The organism is Terriglobus albidus (assembly GCF_025685425.1).
Taxonomy (GTDB): Bacteria; Acidobacteriota; Terriglobia; order Terriglobales; family Acidobacteriaceae; genus Terriglobus; species Terriglobus albidus.
Genome location: NZ_JAGTAS010000058.1, coordinates 479,038 through 496,036, shown reverse-complemented (window position 1 = coordinate 496,036; position 16,999 = coordinate 479,038). Strand labels below are relative to the sequence as shown.

18 protein-coding genes are annotated in these 16,999 nt (G+C 56.4%); 1 reads left to right on the top strand and 17 read right to left on the bottom strand.

What is annotated here, in order from left to right; translation table 11 throughout:
* Window positions 1-35: 35 nt before the first annotated feature.
* A complete protein-coding gene (locus tag OHL21_RS21140; RefSeq protein ID WP_263419292.1) occupies window positions 36-449 on the top strand; it encodes a hypothetical protein in 414 nt (137 codons plus the stop codon).
* Here the strand turns inward: OHL21_RS21140 and mobF are convergent, their stop codons facing one another.
* The 17 genes from mobF to OHL21_RS21055 all read right to left on the bottom strand — a co-directional run bounded on the left by mobF (window position 450) and on the right by OHL21_RS21055 (window position 16,877).
* Window positions 450-3,803 (bottom strand): MobF family relaxase, encoded by a 3,354-nt coding sequence (gene mobF / locus OHL21_RS21135; RefSeq protein WP_263419291.1) that lies wholly within the window; start codon window positions 3,801-3,803, stop codon window positions 450-452.
* Between the two features lie 5 nt (window positions 3,804-3,808).
* Window positions 3,809-5,863 carry a type IV secretion system DNA-binding domain-containing protein gene (locus OHL21_RS21130; RefSeq protein ID WP_263419290.1) on the bottom strand — a complete coding sequence of 685 codons (2,055 nt, stop codon included), beginning with the start codon at window positions 5,861-5,863 and terminating at the stop codon, window positions 3,809-3,811.
* Window positions 5,863-6,243, bottom strand: coding sequence for a ribbon-helix-helix protein, CopG family (locus OHL21_RS21125; RefSeq protein ID WP_263419289.1), 381 nt, complete (start codon window positions 6,241-6,243; stop codon window positions 5,863-5,865). The genes OHL21_RS21130 and OHL21_RS21125 overlap by 1 nt, the downstream gene beginning before the upstream one ends.
* A gap of 168 nt (window positions 6,244-6,411) precedes the next feature.
* Window positions 6,412-6,726, bottom strand: a complete 315-nt coding sequence (locus OHL21_RS21120) for a hypothetical protein (protein WP_263419288.1) — start codon at window positions 6,724-6,726, stop codon at window positions 6,412-6,414.
* 11 nt (window positions 6,727-6,737) lie between these two features.
* The gene (locus OHL21_RS21115; RefSeq protein WP_263419287.1) at window positions 6,738-7,715 is read right to left on the bottom strand and encodes a CpaF family protein; all 978 of its coding nucleotides are present in this window, start codon (window positions 7,713-7,715) and stop codon (window positions 6,738-6,740) included.
* Window positions 7,716-7,782: 67 nt separating this feature from the next.
* Window positions 7,783-8,169, bottom strand: a complete 387-nt coding sequence (locus OHL21_RS21110) for a single-stranded DNA-binding protein (protein WP_263419286.1) — start codon at window positions 8,167-8,169, stop codon at window positions 7,783-7,785.
* A 456-nt stretch (window positions 8,170-8,625) separates the two neighbouring features.
* Window positions 8,626-8,910, bottom strand: coding sequence for a DUF7673 family protein (locus tag OHL21_RS21105; RefSeq protein WP_263419285.1), 285 nt, complete (start codon window positions 8,908-8,910; stop codon window positions 8,626-8,628).
* Between the two features lie 17 nt (window positions 8,911-8,927).
* Window positions 8,928-9,608, bottom strand: coding sequence for a type IV secretion system protein (locus OHL21_RS21100; RefSeq protein WP_263419284.1), 681 nt, complete (start codon window positions 9,606-9,608; stop codon window positions 8,928-8,930).
* Between the two features lie 10 nt (window positions 9,609-9,618).
* Window positions 9,619-10,467 (bottom strand): type IV secretion system protein, encoded by an 849-nt coding sequence (locus tag OHL21_RS21095; RefSeq protein ID WP_263419283.1) that lies wholly within the window; start codon window positions 10,465-10,467, stop codon window positions 9,619-9,621.
* Between the two features lie 15 nt (window positions 10,468-10,482).
* Window positions 10,483-11,295, bottom strand: a complete 813-nt coding sequence (locus tag OHL21_RS21090) for a hypothetical protein (protein ID WP_263419282.1) — start codon at window positions 11,293-11,295, stop codon at window positions 10,483-10,485.
* A 17-nt stretch (window positions 11,296-11,312) separates the two neighbouring features.
* Entirely contained in the window at window positions 11,313-11,555 is a 243-nt protein-coding gene (locus tag OHL21_RS21085) for a hypothetical protein (protein WP_263419281.1), read from the bottom strand.
* 9 nt (window positions 11,556-11,564) lie between these two features.
* Window positions 11,565-12,911 (bottom strand): TrbI/VirB10 family protein, encoded by a 1,347-nt coding sequence (locus OHL21_RS21080; protein ID WP_263419280.1) that lies wholly within the window; start codon window positions 12,909-12,911, stop codon window positions 11,565-11,567.
* 26 nt (window positions 12,912-12,937) lie between these two features.
* Window positions 12,938-13,696 carry a TrbG/VirB9 family P-type conjugative transfer protein gene (locus tag OHL21_RS21075; RefSeq protein ID WP_263419279.1) on the bottom strand — a complete coding sequence of 253 codons (759 nt, stop codon included), beginning with the start codon at window positions 13,694-13,696 and terminating at the stop codon, window positions 12,938-12,940.
* Between the two features lie 14 nt (window positions 13,697-13,710).
* A complete protein-coding gene (locus OHL21_RS21070) occupies window positions 13,711-14,853 on the bottom strand; it encodes a VirB4 family type IV secretion system protein (RefSeq protein ID WP_263419278.1) in 1,143 nt (380 codons plus the stop codon).
* A 65-nt stretch (window positions 14,854-14,918) separates the two neighbouring features.
* Complete coding sequence (locus OHL21_RS21065) at window positions 14,919-16,193, bottom strand: hypothetical protein (RefSeq protein ID WP_263419277.1); 1,275 nt, start codon at window positions 16,191-16,193, stop codon at window positions 14,919-14,921.
* Complete coding sequence (locus OHL21_RS21060; RefSeq protein ID WP_263419276.1) at window positions 16,193-16,495, bottom strand: VirB3 family type IV secretion system protein; 303 nt, start codon at window positions 16,493-16,495, stop codon at window positions 16,193-16,195. The genes OHL21_RS21065 and OHL21_RS21060 overlap by 1 nt, the downstream gene beginning before the upstream one ends.
* 46 nt (window positions 16,496-16,541) lie before the next feature.
* Window positions 16,542-16,877, bottom strand: coding sequence for a TrbC/VirB2 family protein (locus OHL21_RS21055; RefSeq protein ID WP_263419275.1), 336 nt, complete (start codon window positions 16,875-16,877; stop codon window positions 16,542-16,544).
* Window positions 16,878-16,999: the final 122 nt, after the last annotated feature.

Genomic DNA, 16,999 nt, shown 5'->3' with positions numbered 1-16,999 from the left:
CGCCTGCAACGCGCATTCGGCACGTGACACGGAGTTTGAGCGAGATGGAACCATGTTCCCGTCTTTCGACAGCGCCGGTTGAGCTGAAGTTCTACGGCGACTTTGAGATAACTACCAATCTCAAGTCGGTTGAAGAATTCTCACCGAAGCAGCTTATTCTGCTCGAATCTATTCTTGGGCCTCCAGACGTCAAGCTGCAATTGGCAAGGATGGCTCTTGAAACCGATTTGAATTCTTTGACGGACTCGCACTTTCGAGACAGATACAGCGGCCCCAGCGTCCGAGATTTGTTGGATATTGTCCTGCCATGCTTGCAACCAGTGGAGCAATCCTATTGGGAATCGTTGCGGGATGGTTCAGGAGACACACTGCATAACGAAATCATGCCCGTCTTTTTTGTATTTGATGTGCGACTTAAAAGGACAGGAATCGAAGAGATGGGAACGTGATTAGAGTGAAATGCCGTATCCACTGTCGATAGGTGCTTCCTTATTGATGCCAGCGCCTTGTTCGTTACCACGCGCCATCGCTGCTGAAAGTCCAAACGGTTCGAGTGCGACTTGTGCGGCGATGGGCCGCGCATTCCGGTCGAAGAATTGACCGTGCGCGTCGATGTGAAGCCAACCGCGATTCTCATCACTGCGATAGCTTTGAATCTCAGCGTGTTCTTTTCGCCATGCGAATCGCTCCGCATGTTCCACGCCGATAGATTGCACCAGTGGTTCCCAATGCCGCCTCTCTTCGGCCGTCGGCCCAAGCTGCGCGGCCTGCCGCTCCGCGGGAATTTCCGGGCCGTTGTAAGTAAGTTCCGCAATCCGGTCAGCATAGCGCTCGATGAGCGCACTCTGGCCCTGTTCGATCTCAGGATGTTGTAGATGGCGTTCTGCGAGAGCGCGTACCGTGTCGGCAGGGTCAACTCCATTCTTCGCTTGCTCCTGCGTCCATCGAAGATCGGCGAGTACGGTTTCAGGGTCGATGGACGATGCATAGATGGAGGGCGGTATATGAGAAGTCGGTTGATAGGCCTGCATCCCCTCAGCATGTTCTTTGCGGTAAGTCATGGTTTCACCTCGCTGCTGTTCGGTTTTCGGTTCACTGAGCTCTAACGCCGCCGTTTTTGATACATCACGGCTAAGGTCTTTTGTCAGTCGTGCGGCGTTATCGGTGTAGAGCTGCACGTCATGCGCGGCTCGGGACACTGCGACATAAGCAAAGCGCTGATTGATAAGGTCGCGATGTGCGGAGACCTCCACGTTGATGAGCACGCGGTCAGCCGTCAAGCCCTGGCTCGAATGGCTAGTGACTGCGTAGCCATGATCGAAGTGCCTCATTTGCTGAGGATCGAACGTTACAGAGCGCGGCGGTTGACCCTCGACGTGGACGGTCATTTCGTTAGGGCGAACACGTCCGATGGTTCCAAGCTGGCGATTGGCAATTTGTAATTCACGGTTGTTGGTCGTGAACTGGATCCGGTCGCCTTCTGCAAACTCGCGGGCGACTTCTCGATATGCCGTGATGCCTTGCAGACGCTTTGGATCGTAGGACACTTGGCTGCCATCTTCCCGCTCCACGGTGATCCGATTCAGCTTTGTGTCCACGGTACGCACGGTTGCGTAGCTGTACGGCTCTAATCCCAATTCCTTGCTGCCGCGCGTGTACTGGAGTACATCGCCGGACTGATACTGGGCGGCCCATTTTCGGTCGGCGCTGCTTAGGTCAGATCGCGGCATGAGCACAGCAAACTCGCGGTCAATCCCACGCAGGACGTCGATCCCGCGCAGCTCTGCACGGATCGCCTGATTTAGCTCTATCCGGCTGGCATTATCCGGGGAGATGACGAGTGTGTTTTCCGGCTGGGCGACATAGGAACGGGCAATCGCGGCGATGCGTTCGGGACGTTCCGCGAACTCCTGTACGCGGCCCTGCTCCTGCAATAACTGGACGCCGTCCACGGTACGAAGTTGCGAAAGCAATTCGACAGCACGGAGCAATTCTGGCTGCTCCTTCTGGCGCATGATCTGGTCAAGTTGCGAGGTGCGCATTCCTTCGGCTTGCAGTTGCTCAAAAGGTTTTCCAGCCTCTATACCTTGGTGCTGCCGAATGTCGCCAATCAGCAAAACTCGGTCTTGTGGTCCCAGCTTCTCCATGAAGGCTTGCATTTGTTTGGTGCTTGCCAAACTGGACTCATCGACCAAGTACAGGTGGCGGCTGGCGGGGTCTCCTGCAGTCTCGCCGGTTATGCCGCGAGCCAGGAACCGCTGCAAGGTTTCTGCTTTGATTCCCGAGTCCCGAAGCTGGTTGGCAGCACGGTTGGTTGGCGCGAAACCCTCGACGACGAAGCCCTCGGCCTCGGCTCCGGTGCGGATGCTTCGTAAGCTCTCGGTCTTACCTGAACCCGCGTACCCCTGCAACCCGTGTACGCGGTCGGTCGTGCTTAGCACTTCTTCCACGACTCGACGTTGAGCAGGGTTCAACCGCTCCTGCTCCGCAGCATGGGAGCGAGCATTTTCCGCCGACATGATCGGCGTCACCACAGCCTGCCCGCGTTTCATGAACTCGATATTGCTGCGCTCGGCCTGCAGCATATCGCGAGTGGTGTACCGCTGCCCGGCATAGTGCTTTGGACTGTCCACTTTTAGGAACTCACCCATGGTTTCCCGACGCCCGAAGTTCTCGCTAATCTCGGCATACGTCACATCGCCCATGCCGCGACGCAGGGCGTCGCGCATAATACTTCGGTTGTCCGTGACGGCCTCACGCTCAAAGTTGCGGGCCTTCGCAAAACTCACGCTTTCGCGCACGCGCTGCTGTTGCTCTTCCGGCTCTTGTGCCTGTTCCTGGCCGCGCCGGAGCATTCGTTCCTGTGCGGCAGCAATGACTTTTTCGGGTTGGTTGCCATACTCTTCCGCCAATTTGCGATGGGCGGCTAACGTCTCTTCGGGGCCAAGATGCTGCTTGCGGTCGCGAGTAGTGAAGGCGGCAAACTGCGCAGCCTGCGGTCCGCTCTGACCCCGCTTAGCCATCTCTTCTTCGATCTTCTGACGGCGCAAACTCGAAGCGTCCAGGTATTCCTGCGTGTACCCTTTGATCTCCGGCGCTCCGCTTTTTCCGGCTTGGATTTCGTAGCCAAGATTGCGCAGGCGGTACATCAGTTCCGCCTGATACACCGCAGTAGCAAATTGCTGTGACGCATAGTAGCTGTGTGACTGGAGAGCGCGGAAGGAGCGATCATCCCGCGTCGTCATATTGAAAATGACAGTGTGCGTGTGGAGCTGCGGTGCGGCATAGCCATCAACCGGCCTGGCTGTGTCATGTTCAAATTTCGCGACAAGAAAGCGACCCGTCGTCTCGGCAGGTCGATTGCCGCCTAAGCGGGCCTGCGTATACCGTTCCAACTCTGTGAGCGCAATCGAAACGGCCTCACGATGGGCTTCCCGAACCCGATTGTCGCCACCTACCAGAGCAGTCAGAGAAACCGATTTCGGCGCGGAGAAAGTAGCGTCCCATGCGGCACGATGCTCAAGCGGCTTTACCGTCTCGCCTTCAGCGTTCGTGTATTCCTTACCGTCGCGATGCTGGATGAGCTGCTGGCCTGTTACGGGATGCCGGCCCTCGCTCAGCAGGGAAAACTGGCTGGCCTGGACATCGCCCTTGAGACCGAAGGTGTCCACCAATTTCCCCTGCCATGCCGTAGGAATCCGCTCGTGCTCTTTCCAGTAGTTCTTTTCGGCAGCGATGAACTCCTTGACGTGGTACTCCTGCGCTTTCCCGGCCGTGAGCGGTTCTGGAGCAACCTTGAACATGGCATTTACTCACGTTCAAAAACACCGGCCGCCACTTCCTGCAACGCAGGAGCAGTATCGGCTTTTGGATCGTCGCCTGCAGATTGTGTTGCTGCCGGAGGCACGGGCGTAGCACGCGTGACTATGGTGAGTTTTGGGGCGGTCTCCTCCGGTTCCGAATTAGCGGCATCCTCTTCTTCCAAGTCCACAGCCGGAGGTCGCACCGCCTCTTTCAACCTGCTCAAAGGGTCATATTCCAATTCGTCGTCGGCCACGATCCGACGTTCGAAGTCCGTTGCAATCGTCGGTAGATCAAGATAATCGAAGGCGAACCGAGCGACGTGATTTCCCAGCTTCAGGTAGGCACGGCGCTCCTCCAAACCGCTAATCTCTGAGTCCAGTACCAATGGCTCTACCTGCCTGTCAATGGTGAAGTTTTTGCCGTTTCGTGTGCCGTCGAAATGCGTCTCCTTCATACGCTCGATCTCGACTTTTCCGATAGCGTTCGACACCCATTCGGCGGCTTTCGGCTCAGTGGTTTTGAGGAAGATTTTGGTAGCAGGCTGCGACAGCATCACCTCGGCAAGATGGCCGTAGATGGTCTCCAACTGCGCCTTCCCTTGGAAGCCCAACACAAGCGGATTTTTGGATTTCCTGTTCTCCGTAATAGCAGTGTGCAACTGCGGGAGACGCTGCAAGGACGCCAGCTCATCGAGCACAAACCATACGGGCGTCTGGTGCTCCTTCGGGGCGCTCAACAGACGCAAAACCAGCCAGTCAATCCAGAGGCTATGTAAAGGCTGCAAGGCGTCGCGTTCGGTGGGACGCGACGTAATGAAGATCCATCCTTTGCGCCCCTCGGCCCATTCGGTAGCACACCATCTACGATTCTTCGCCTCCTCTAACGTGGGCAGCATACGCAGGCTGTCCGCGACCAAACCCAAGGACGAAAGCACACCATTGCGCTGCGGCGGTGAGTCCTTCGCAATCATTGTCGCCATCTCCGTCCCGGCTACTCTCTTATCAATCTCAGCTGGGTTTGCCATCCACTCCGCAAGCTGGTGGGGAGTGGGGCCGGTACGCAGGAGATGGGCAAAAATCTTCTGCGGAGTCTTGGTAAAAAACTCGTCCTTTAGCGTATCGGTCGGCTGGTACAGGGATTTTGCGAGCGTCTTCGCCTCGGCTTTGCTGCGGAGCTCTTCGGCTGGTCCCCAATACGGGCAGCGCTTATCAAGAGGATTCAGGACAATATCTCCACGGCCTCCGTCATAGAACCTCTGGATGAATTCGCAGGCTGGGTCGTACACAATCGCCGTATGGCCGCGTCCCTGAATCTGCCGAAGTATCTGCATGATGAGCGTCGTTTTGCCGGCCCCGGTGTCGCCCATCAATTCGATATGTTGTGACTCGTAGCGGGCCGGAATCCGCATCAACGCTTTCGCCTCGGTCGTCTTGAAACCTACGCCCTCCCCGGCAATCGCTCCATTGAATTGCTTGGGCGTTAGCAGTACCGGCCCTTTCAGGCGGCGGCCATACTTCAGTTCACGGCGGCGCTTCACGTCCTTCCGAATGGAGAAGGGAAGTTGCGCCAGAAGCGCGAGCAGGCCGAAGGCAAGAGGTTGCTTGTAGATGTCCCATAGCGTGCTACCACCGTAGACGTTTTGACGGAGATAGTCCCTCAATGGGACATCGAAGTAGCTGGTTTCCGCGCCTCGATAAAGAGCAATGTACCCCTGCCGTGCGGCGGTTTCGGTCAGCGTTAGCGGGATCGGTCTCGCGCCCGGCTGCTCGGTGACTCCTGGCATGATGTCAGACGCTACGGCAGGCTTTGCAGGTACAGTTTTGCCTGCCTCGAAGAGCATCCGGTACTTGTCCTTGCGGGTTTTACCAAGCTGGGCGGCGAGCGATGCTCGTACATAAACCGGCGTGTAAAACTGCTGGAGCGGTGTCGTGGCAAAGGCAAACCGCATATAGATAAATGCGCCCGTCAGAACGACGGCCAGGAACGTGGCCCCATAGGTATAGATGGGCGAGTGCGGCGGCCAGATGATGGTTTCTTTGCGACCCCATTGTGTGGGCATCAGCGGCCTCCTTCAGCCTTTGCAAGAAGCTCGCTTGCGACCTGGACCTTGCTGCGCCGGACTTCGGCCATGATTGCCTCGAAACGCTCTTCCGTGATTGGTTTCGCATGCGATATGGGCCTTAGGAGATTGGTCAGGATCATGCGCAAGCCAACAAGCTCCACAAGCTCCGGTCGCGGCCCACCGGCATCTATCGAATTCTCCAGTTCCTTCAGTACCACGTCCCTAAGCCATTCGCTTCGGGCTTGACCCATCGCGTTCGCGTGTTCGGTAATCCGGCGATGCTCCTCCTGCGTGAGCTTGACCGTCACCGGGAACACGCGATGCTGGGCGGACTCCTCACCTTCTGTTGCGGGCGATTCTCCTTCAAGAAGAGCCATAAAAACCTCAAAATCCCAGGTGCACCTAGGTGCACCCGATTTTGTTAAGTGATTGGTTCTAAACAGGTGCACCCAAGTGCACCTAACACGACCCTTTGAGGGGTGAAGTGTAAACTTTCACCCCATGCGCAGCATGGTTCCTATGCAACCGAGGGATCCGATGGAGGATCATGCTTTCCGAACCACCACAGACTCAGCGGATTCAACCGATCCTGAAGGCTTCTTAGCGGCGCCGCGAGATGCCTTCGAACCATTCGGACGACGCGCCTTCAGAAGCTCTGGCACATCTTTGCAACGATCGGATGTCCGGAATGCAGCGAAGTCACGGTCTTTATCGAACAGGTATTCCAGTCCTTTGTTGATGACTTCATCAGGCGTTGCACCGATGAATGCAGCGTATTGATTGATCTGTGCAATGATCGGCTCATTGAATCGAACATGAGCGGTTACGCGGCGGGTTTGAGTGACTTCGATAAGTGGCATTGGAACCTCCGTTAGTGGGTGGAAAGAGACGACTCTTGCAGGGTTGGAAAGACGGTCTCAAGAGCGAAGCATTTGCCTTCGCGCGAGAAACCTTGGAGGTGGGCAATGTCGGTAATGCGGCGGCCTGTTTCCGTCCGCTTCATCTGGATAACGTAATCGACGGAATCCGCGATCTCTGCCGAGATGTCATCGCGTAGGGATTGCTGGTGCGAACGCATGGCAAGTTCGCAGAAACGACGCAGGGCTTTTGTAGTGGAATTGGCGTGGATGGTGGCAAGTGAACCACCGTGCCCGGTGTTGAACGAATCAAGTAACGTGCGGGCTTCTTCGCCGCGAACTTCTCCCAAAATGATCCGGTCTGGACGCCACCGTAAGGCACCCTTTAGGAGGGTGGCAAAGTCCACCGCTCCAGCTACGCATTCCACCTGGCATTCTGCCGCCAAGACGTTCGGCTTGGCGATCCTCAGCTCTGACGTATCTTCGATAACGACGATGCGCTCTTCCTCAGGGATAGTGTCCGCGAGCGCGTTCAACAGAGTGGTCTTTCCGCTCGACGTTCCACCGCTAATGAGCAGCGTTTTGCCAGCCACGATTTGCGCAACAAGAAACTCGGACGTCTGCTCATTCAGGGTGTTGCGCTGAATGAGATCCCGCAGCGTATAGCGAACCTTTGCAAACTTGCGAATGGTGAGCGACGGGCCGGGGCGCACGACCGGAGGAAGGACCGCCGCCAGCCGACTTCCGTCCGGGAGCTGTGCATTCAGTAGAGGATGCGACTCATCGAACTGTTTGCCGAGGTGGTTGGCAATGATTTCGAGTCCAGTCCGCAGGGCCTTTGCATCGAAGCGAACCGAGCCTGCAGAGGTGAGCTTTCCCGCCTTCTCGAACCACCACGAACCATCGGGGTTGCCCATGATCTCGCTCACGCCATCGTCCAGCAGCAGTGGCTCGATGGGGCGAAGGAATGGAAGGATCAATTCAAAGCTCATAGCGGAACCTCACATTGATAGAAGTCCGGGCGTTAGCCGGACTTCCGTGAACGGAAAAGGAAGTGGCCTAGGCGGCCACTTCCTCCGGGGCTGCGGCCTCTTCGTCCTGCTCCTCCGCAGTGGCCTTGGCAGCCCGATCCAGTTTGAGAATCGAGTCCACTCGAATCTCCCAGATGGTCTGTTCTGTGTTGCTCTTCGTGCTGGTGTACTTCCGGCTGCGCAACTCGCCCTCGACCATCAGGTGAGCGCCCTTCTTCAGCGTGCCGGCGAACTCTGCCAGCTTCTTGCCAAAGACGACGCAACGGTGCCATTCGGTGTGCTCAACGTACTTGCCGTCCTTCTTGTACGAAGACTTGGTTGCGAGTGAAAGTGTGGTGAAGCTGCGGTCGTCATTGGTCCGAACTTCTGCGTCGCTGCCGAGGAAGCCGATGAGGGTGACTTTGTTGGTGTACATGGTGGTGATCTCCGTTTCGTTGAATTTCCCGTATCCTGCTCGGGTCACACTAGGCGAAGCCAAGCGAGAGGCCCCGCCTCCCAAGGCCGAAGCTCTGCATTTACGGTGGGTCCGCCGAAGGTGGAAACCGTAACCCGTAGGGCCGCGCAGCGGAAGCAGAAGAGCGAGCTTGCCGCAGGGCGGCGGAAAGGCCCGAAGCGTGACCCCGAGCAGAGGACGGGATACAGGACGGAAGGCTCTCTAATGGGCACAAGTCACTCATCGTTTCCCCGGAGATGGAGACACACCCAAACAGTAGCTCCTCCACTGCCACGACCAAGTACACAAGAGGACGGCATTGAGCCCCTGGAACCGCGCTCTCTGGCGTTGCGGGACGGCAGCTGAAGTGCCATCAGAGACGAGTTGGGCTGTGCAGCCGGATTGGCAGCCTGAAGGGACATCGCCATGACCTCGGAATTACGCGAAAACTGGTTTACGCCAAGCGTGGATGAGCTGGTCGAAGCGGGATTTGTAGCCTAGGGTGTCCGGGTACTGATGCACGCGGGATATAAGACCGGTCACGGTTACAACGTCGGCTGCAATCGCTGAGTCGAGCGCCCACAGCTTCGTCAGATCGAAGCCGCCGCATTCCTCAGCGTTCCACCATGCCAAAAGGAAGTCCGCGACGTAACCGGCCTGACCGCTGTTGCCATCCGCAATCTCGATCAATCGTTCAAGAGCAGCTTGTTCGTTTGCCTGCATGGGAATCTCCTGTCTGCTTAGCTGAATGCCTGGTCGGCACGGAAACGGACGATGGTCAGTCCGAGAGGATTGACCGCCAGTTCGTTGTTCCTAACCGCGTCACGGAACACGTAGGTGACACTGGCGACCCAACGCTCCCGTTTTAGCTCCGAATGATCCGCTGGATTCGTGTGGACCTTCTCGAATTCAATCCGCGCGGAATACGGTGACTGCCTAAGGTCATCAAGGACGATGTTTTTCACTTCGACGTCCACGTAGGGCAACGTGACATCGTTGCGATAGGTGGTAATGAAGTTGTCCTTTCGTTCCTGCTCTATGACGGCGTGCTGCACATCTCCATTGAGGAAGTAGAGCTTCGTCTGGTCACGTTCGATGGTGAAGCGATTGCGGGTGAAGTACAGCTCCGCCCAGCGTGTCAGGTAATACTTGTTCTCCGCTTCCTGAGGCCGGTATGCAAAGTTGCGATAGTCGATGGCTTCTGCACGTCCAACGTCGTTGATACGGACAATCATGGGGTGCATGGAAGCAAGTGCCCGCTGGCTCTTATAGGTGAGCGCTCCAAGGAGGCCGCAGACGCCAACAAGCGTGAAAATGACGATCCGCTGCCAGGTGTTCTCAACCAGCGGCGAAGCGTTCTCTTCCAGGTAGCGTTGCGCAGCTCGGGTGATCTCCGGGGAGTGTGTCATAGTCGTGGACATAGTGAGTCTCCTACTTCATGAGCGCCGCGGCGCTGGTTGCAATCGAAATACCGCCGTCGTGACCTCCAACGTGGCCGGAGAAGAGCGTCGCTGTCATGGCTGGAATCTTCAACAGAATGAAGCCTGTGACGAAACACAGGATGAGCAATCCAGGCATCACCGCGGCAAGGCTTCGAGGGTCATTGAGGTTATTCGCACCGCTCGCAAAATAGCTAATCAGAAGATGGCTCATGACGCTCATGGTGGCGGCTGCGACTACCTTGTAGAACTCGAAGCCAAGAAACGCTCGAAGCCATCCCCAGAACAGGAATTCCGTTTTATCGAAGACCATGAACGGAATGAACACAGGGCCAAGCAGCCCAATGATCGTGGCCCCGATGGCACCGTAAGCAATGATGACGCCTATAAGTCCAGAAAGAATACTGAGAATGATCTGTACCGTGTAGGTGCAAAGCAACATGTATGGCTCCGTCAAAGATGGCGACATTGTGCCCATCTTGCCGAGCGCTGTTTGGATCGTCGTTTGAATCTCTTGCGTAGAATCGCTGCCGATGTAGTCCACGAGACTACTAGTGCCACCGCTGATGAATCCTTTCAACGAATACCCGATGCCGGGAATGCTGCCGTCATAAAATTTCACGAAGCAGTAAGCGAAAGTAATAAGCAGGAAGAAGTTCAGAAACTTTGCCATGCTAAAGCCACCGCCTTGCGAAGAGGCAAGGGCTTCCTGCACCCCGAACCAAACCAGCATGATCGTAGCCAGCGACAAGACTATGTGCAGCCCTAACGAGTCGACAGATGGGGATACAGTCGCGGTGAGGTTGTCACAGCCGTTCTTGATGAGGATGAGGAAGTCCATTGCCGTCTCCTTCGCTTAGTAGTGGAAGGCCCACCGCGTACCAGCTGTTGTCTGCTGTGGAGTAGTGGTCTTGAACGTCTGCTGATAGGAATTGCCGGTCTGAAATAGAGACTTTAAGTTGTCCTGCTGCACCTTCTGACCGACCATCGTTTGTAGAGCTTGAGCTTGCAGGATCTGATTTGTCTCCTGCTGCGTTCGTAGTTCGATAAGCAACGCTTGGTTGATGCGTTGCAGAGTCGCCATCTCTGTGTGTTGGGCAGGATCGGTAGAGTGGGTTTGGGATTCGAGTTGGCTTATATCCGTCTCACGTTGGTTTGCGTTCGCACGGATTGTTCCGAGAGCCTGGAGATTGGAGGCATTCACTGAGTCCGAGAGGTCTACCGTCGCGCCTCGTGCGGCGATTTCCTGCTGACCCTGGATTGACAGCGAACTGTACCCCTGAATCTGCGTGGTGCGGGGAACGCTGGCAGTCTGGTTTGCGGCGGCGGCCCCATATCCGTTGGAAGCCGAATTCATCCAGGGAGTAGAGTTGCCATAGGTATTGGCGGGCTGTTCCAACGTACTCCATTGCTGGCGTCCCATGTTCTTGTAGGTGGTGTAATAGGTCTGAGGGAGGTTAGCCATCTTCTGTGCAAGGTTGTACGCCCCAATGACGTTGCGGCTCGTCTCTACCGTGGTTGTGTAGAGTTGGTTGGCCTGGAGAATCTGCTGTGCGGCGTGTGCGGACTGGGTTGGATCCAACACGATACCGGAGCCGAATTGCGCTCTAGCCCCTGTCGTAGAGACAGCAAGGGCTATGACGCTTATGAACATAGCGCCTTTCATCATTCCTCCTTGTTAGTGCTTTACTGCTTTGCGCGTTCCGCCTGTAACCGCTTCCACGCATCTCCGACTTTCTTTTGTTCGTCAGAGCACTTTGGACTCAGTACCGGAGGGACCTTTACTAATTCCGCCGAGCAGTCTCTTTGATACTGAGAGCCCAAGTCGTCATATTCCTTCTGCAATTTGTCTACCTTCGCCTGGTGGCTCTCGCAGCCCATGATGCAGAGTGAAAGGCTCAGGCCAAACAACGTCACGATACGGCGCATAAATACTCCTCAGAACGATCCGGGGATCGTGTGATGTTCGTAGGCAGGTAGAAGCAAGTCTTGCGTGATATAGACCTTCACGCGGTGTCCTTCCCGAACGGTGATGGTGGGAGGAATCTGCATGAAACGGTCCAAAACAGTCGTTGCCGACTGCGAAACCGACGCCGCAGCTCCGTTTGTAAAAACTTGTGGGCCGGAGCCTGCGTAAACCCCGCCGCCCTGCGAAACCTCGGCGGCTCCCGCTATAACTCCCAGCGCAATGGATGTGCCGAAGATTTGCAGGTAATGGTTGTTCACCTTATCTTTTAGTCCTTCCTCCCCGATCTGGTCTAGGCCGTGGAATTGATCCAGGTCCACTGAATAGCCGTCCGGCATGATGAGGCGATGGAAGGCAACCGCCATGCGGCGCTGCTGCCCGAATCCTGAACCACCGATCTTTCTAGCTTCTCCGAGAACAATCGTGCCGTCAGGAATGAGCACATGCTGATGGTCGTGGGAGTAGACGGGGTTAGAAACAAGAACCTTCACCGGGCCTACAGCGTCACCATCAAGCCGGTTCATCAAGACCGTGTCAATGGTAGTCCCTTCATACAGGACATATGGCTGTCCGGTGGCCGAATCGATGTTGATCTCCGGTTTGCGGTTGAATGCGCTCTGGCTCTGGGCAGCCGGTGGGTCACCGGCTGCGCGGGCACTTACCAGACTCGATGGCTGCTGGCCGGAGGCCATGCTGGTAGGGAGATAGGTTCCGTTACCGGCATTGGTGGCTTGAGTCTGTGGTGGGGCGTCGGGCGGTCGGGTATATGCAAGATTCGAGGAAAAGCGCGACTCGTACGCGCGTTGGCGCTCCCTAGCTGCGAGTTCCTGCGATGCTTGTTGTTCGGGGGATACCTGTCCGGCACCGCGGCCGTTTTGTTGCGCGTATCCATAGCCCTGCATCTGCTGACTGCAGGGCTGGCCGGGGATGCAAGGCTGTGCCTGTCCGCTTGCGCTGTAGCCCAGGATAGCGGCCCGCTGCTGCGGTGTCACGTTCGCCGTTGACGGGTCGCTTACCGTAGCCTGGTCAGCCGTCTCTTGCTGGTGGGCCAACTGGTTCCTGAAGTCAGCGACGTTGTTCTCCGTGTTGTCCTGCACAAACGGTTGCGGATTGTTCTGTTTCTGCTGCTGCTTCGCGCTCACGGCGGTCTTGCCGCGCGAACTAAAAAGAAGAGCGACGACAACAAGCAGGCAAAAGCCTCCGTATACGATCGGCTTGGAGTGTCGCTGCATGACGCCCTTTGGGTCGAAGGGCTTCTTATTGAGCATCGGCTCTGCGGGTGCAGCGGCGGATGCGGCGGCCTGGGTTTGTTCGGTCATGGCTTCGTCTCCCTTCAACTCGTTGTTTAGCCCTTGCGCGTGAATTCCATCTTCTTCTTGCCGAGTTCGATGTAGCCGTTATCCATAACCTTCGGGATGATGTACGTGCCCTCACGTAGGTCATAGGAGATGAGGTTGGGTTTGCCGTCCTTCATCTCGTAGACGGAAAACTTCTCCGGTGCGGTCGTCTTGATATAGGTGAACTTGTCGTCGTGGTAGATGGAAGTGATATCGAAGGGCGCTTCGTTCGCTTTGAAGACATAATCAAACTTCAGCTTCGATTGATAGTCGCTCTTGTAAGAGTCCATCGCCTGATCAACATGCGACTGCATGGACGCAAGTTGCTGCTGTGTCTGTTGGAGCTGGGCAACAGGGACGAACTGTGGAGGTCCGCTTGCCGCGACAATGGAAGAGCGGTCGGCAGGCTCAATCAACACCTTCAGGTCCGGCATCTGCGAGCTACTGGATACGTCCTGCAAGGTGAACGAATAGATATTGCCCTTGTCGGTAATGAGATTCAGGTTCGTGCTGATACCGGCCTTTGCCGGATGCACGAAGCAGAAGTTGCCGACGACATCCACCACCCAGAAGTCTTTGTCCCCGGTGGCCGCTTCCATGATCTTCTCGGTCGGCGGCACCTGAATCAACGTGGTGAACTTCATCTTGGCCCGGATCGGCACGATGTCCTGGGAGTGGTACTGCACCGTGCGGGCCGATGCGTCCTGCGCCAAGGCAGGAGCGGAGAACGCGACGGAGAGCATGAGGGAGATGAGAATACGCTGCATGATGCCTCCTTGGACTACCGGGTTGAGGTGACGGCCAGCGAGCGTGGCCGGAACGGATGGTCTTGCGCGAGTCTGCGCAAGCCTTCGGCAATGCCGAAGCGAGCGAAGTAATCGCGCTTTACGAGGTTGTCGCGGGTATTGTTGGTGGCCGTCCAATGCGAGACGGAATCGACATTCAAATGAACTTTTTTACTGGACTGCGCTTTGCGAATGAGCATCTGGCCGGGCGGCACGAGACCGGCAATCAACTCCAACTCGGTGTCGTTCAAATGGAAAGCGTCCCGATACAAGTCCCGGTTCATTTCAGGGTTGGCAAGGAAGATCTTCGTTGGGCAGGATTCCGAGACGATTTGCTGCATCCCTGATTCCTCAAGTTCTTTGACGGACTGCGTGGCCAGTACCATCGCCGCATTGTGCTTTCGCCACGTCTTCTGCGCCTGCACGATATAGCTGCGGATGGTCTCGTTCTTGATAAAGAGCCACGCTTCATCTAAGAGGAAGAGCTTGAATGTCGCGAGCTTCTTCGGGTCGCTGATCTCGTTTGAGGCGCGGTGAAGGACGTAAAACAGCAGCGGCTCCAAGGCCTCCGGCGCATCTCCCCATCCGGCGAAGTTGAATGTCTGGAAGCGCGAGAACGTAAGCGTGTCGTCAGTGTTATCGAACACAAAGCCATACTGACCGGCGTTCGTCCAGCGGTGCAAGCGTTCTTTTAATTCGCCAACGATGTTGGCGAAGTTAGAGAGTGTGCGCTGTTCCGGCTCCAGAACGTAGGTGCGCTGGACGGCCTCCCACAGTTTGCGCTCCTCTTTGAAGTCCAGTCGATAATGGCCGTCAGAGCCTTCGATCAGCACACGGAAGAGCGAAAAGAGAAACTGTTGGTTCTCTTTCGTGGGAGGCAGGGAGAAAGGATTGATGGTGAAGTCGCGCGACTCCTGGCCCACGTTCAAGTAGGTGCCGCCGAAGATGTTTGTCAGCGATTCGAAGCTGCCGCCGATGTCGAAGATGTACGTTTGCGGCTGGTACTTCTGCGCGTTCTGAAGGATGAAGTTCGCCAGGTAACTTTTGCCGCTACCCGTTTGGCCGAGGATGAGAGTGTGGGCGACTTCGCCATTGTGCAGGTTGAGGAAGTAGGGTGTGCTGTTGTCCGTCTCAAGCACAGCCAGGTATTCTGCGTTCAGGTGGGGGTTGTGCTTCTCGCCCGGCAGGATCGTAAACAGAAAGCTCAGGTCAGCGTAGTTCGAATTGAGCAGGTACAGGCGACGAACATTGACGGCATAGTTGCCAGGAATCGTTGCGAAGTAAGCGTTGAGCTGGTTGTAGGTCTCACTGAAAGTGACCCATCCGCAGCGGTGAACACGCGTTGGAATTCGCCCGCAAGCTGGTCCAACTCGGACAGAGATTGTGCGTGCAGCACAATCGTGAGCGAGAAGTCTCCGAGTGACTGCCCCTCGCCGAGCACACGCAGGCAATCTCCAAGGTTCTCGATGTCCGCCTGTTTGGACTCGTCCACGAGGACATCGCGCGGGTTGGTCTTCGTCGCATCGTTGCCGAGCTGTGACACAAACCCCGTCTTCGAGATGTTGAAGTGGCGGCGGCGCTTTGCGACTTCCTTACGGGCCTTGTCCTGCGGCAACGGAATCCACTCAGTGCAGACGGTAAAGCTTGCCGGGATCTTCAGCAGTGAATCCAGAACCAACGGTTTGGTCTCGATAATGCACTCTTTCATGGTGAGAACGCGCACGAGATGCTGGCCGACGCGGAGGTGGTCACGCTCCGCTTCGATATCGGAGTTCACCACCTGATAGTCAAGGAATTGCGTGCTCTGCGGACGACCCTCAATCTGGGGTGCGTCGTAGTTGATTAATCTGCGAAAGAATGTGAGCTGCTCCTGCTGGCTAAGGACGGCAATCTGCACGAAATCCGCCAGCTGTCGGCTGAACGATTCGACGCGCTGCTCCAGACGGCCAAGGCACGACTCAATCTGGAAGCGGAGTAAGATCTTCATCTTCGATTGGCTGAATTGCCCGCCGAGTTCATTCCATGCTCCGGCAGGATCGGAAAAGAGCATCGCGAGGGCGGCGCCAATACCTCGCTTAGAGCGTGAGCCTTCGAGCAAGACGACGTAGAAAATTTCGACCTGATATAGCGAATCTTGCTTGGCGGCGAAGAACGTGCGGCGCTGGTCGATGGCTGCTTCCACTACGGCATCGTCATAATGGGCAAACGGGATGTCCGGCCGACTGGCCTTGATGAGGTACTGGTAGATGTGGAAGCCAGCGCCGAAGGACTTGAGTGCCGCTTCTAAACGCTTGACGGCGTATTCCTGTGCCGCGCGGTCAAGGCTCTCGTAGTCCACACCCTCCACGCGCAGCACGATACCTAGATCGCCTGACTTCGTGAGGAATGTCCGTTCGTTCCAGAAGCCATACAGGTTGATGTGATCGTTCAACGCTGCGGCTTCCTTCCACGGCTTTAGCACTCGGTCAATACGGAACATCAGCGGACCTCCACGCGGGGAACGCTCTGTTTGTGCGCGTCGTACCTGAGCTTGTAGCGCTCCGATCGCGCGAGGATGCGGAGAAAGGCGGGGTCGGCGTTCGTGACCCACGAACCGAAGGCGTAGCCTCCGACAAAAACGAGCGCGCCAGCGAGCAAGGAATTGAAGAGGTTGAAGACGCCGACTGCGGCGACGCAGATGAAGAAAAGGAGAGTGAGTTCAATGCCCAGATAAGTGAGAGGCTTATGCAGGCTCTTGAAGACGCGGTTGCGGCGCTGCTGGTTCCGAGTTGATTCCTGCATAAGCCCTACCTTGTAAGAACACCGCGTTATGGCTGCGAATAGAGGTCTAGCCGCCCCAAAGCCAAGAGAGAACGTTGGTCGCGAGCACAGCGATCCCGGTGCCGGCTGCAACGCCGGCGAGGGCCTTCTTGGCGCCAGGCTCACCATGCGCAAACTGATAGCCGCCGATCACAATGGCGATAAGGCTTGCAACCTTGGCAATCGTGCCGGTGAAGAGGTTTTGAAGCGATGTAAAGCCGCTGTCAAACGGAGAGCCCGATTGAGCGTGTGCGGCGACGGGAAGGAGAACAATCAGTCCGAGCAACACAGCGGATGGCCGCAACCATCTTTGCAGTGTGAGGACTCTTCGCTGGGGAACGACGACACGAATACGGCGGGACATCTGCACCTCCTACGACTGGAACCAGTCGGGATATGCCGTCACACTAGAGGTGGTTCTGATGCTTGTCCAATACTTCTTTGCGATGCCTTGTGATGCTAATTTGCGATTCCGGAGGAAATAGT

What these genes read in the sequence shown, in the direction of transcription:
- OHL21_RS21085 (WP_263419281.1), bottom strand. Translation starts at nt 11,555, where the DNA reads ATGCGCCGTATCGTGACGTTGTTTGGCCTGAGCCTTTCACTCTGCATC.
- OHL21_RS21115 (WP_263419287.1), bottom strand. Translation starts at nt 7,715, where the DNA reads ATGAGCTTTGAATTGATCCTTCCATTCCTTCGCCCCATCGAGCCACTG.
- OHL21_RS21105 (WP_263419285.1), bottom strand. Translation starts at nt 8,910, where the DNA reads ATGCAGGCAAACGAACAAGCTGCTCTTGAACGATTGATCGAGATTGCG.
- OHL21_RS21060 (WP_263419276.1), bottom strand. Translation starts at nt 16,495, where the DNA reads ATGCAGGAATCAACTCGGAACCAGCAGCGCCGCAACCGCGTCTTCAAG.
- OHL21_RS21120 (WP_263419288.1), bottom strand. Translation starts at nt 6,726, where the DNA reads ATGCCACTTATCGAAGTCACTCAAACCCGCCGCGTAACCGCTCATGTT.
- OHL21_RS21130 (WP_263419290.1), bottom strand. Translation starts at nt 5,863, where the DNA reads ATGCCCACACAATGGGGTCGCAAAGAAACCATCATCTGGCCGCCGCAC.
- OHL21_RS21080 (WP_263419280.1), bottom strand. Translation starts at nt 12,911, where the DNA reads ATGACCGAACAAACCCAGGCCGCCGCATCCGCCGCTGCACCCGCAGAG.
- OHL21_RS21090 (WP_263419282.1), bottom strand. Translation starts at nt 11,295, where the DNA reads ATGATGAAAGGCGCTATGTTCATAAGCGTCATAGCCCTTGCTGTCTCT.
- OHL21_RS21065 (WP_263419277.1), bottom strand. Translation starts at nt 16,193, where the DNA reads ATGTTCCGTATTGACCGAGTGCTAAAGCCGTGGAAGGAAGCCGCAGCG.
- OHL21_RS21100 (WP_263419284.1), bottom strand. Translation starts at nt 9,608, where the DNA reads ATGTCCACGACTATGACACACTCCCCGGAGATCACCCGAGCTGCGCAA.
- OHL21_RS21095 (WP_263419283.1), bottom strand. Translation starts at nt 10,467, where the DNA reads ATGGACTTCCTCATCCTCATCAAGAACGGCTGTGACAACCTCACCGCG.
- OHL21_RS21075 (WP_263419279.1), bottom strand. Translation starts at nt 13,696, where the DNA reads ATGCAGCGTATTCTCATCTCCCTCATGCTCTCCGTCGCGTTCTCCGCT.
- mobF (WP_263419291.1), bottom strand. Translation starts at nt 3,803, where the DNA reads ATGTTCAAGGTTGCTCCAGAACCGCTCACGGCCGGGAAAGCGCAGGAG.
- OHL21_RS21125 (WP_263419289.1), bottom strand. Translation starts at nt 6,243, where the DNA reads ATGGCTCTTCTTGAAGGAGAATCGCCCGCAACAGAAGGTGAGGAGTCC.
- OHL21_RS21110 (WP_263419286.1), bottom strand. Translation starts at nt 8,169, where the DNA reads ATGTACACCAACAAAGTCACCCTCATCGGCTTCCTCGGCAGCGACGCA.
- OHL21_RS21055 (WP_263419275.1), bottom strand. Translation starts at nt 16,877, where the DNA reads ATGTCCCGCCGTATTCGTGTCGTCGTTCCCCAGCGAAGAGTCCTCACA.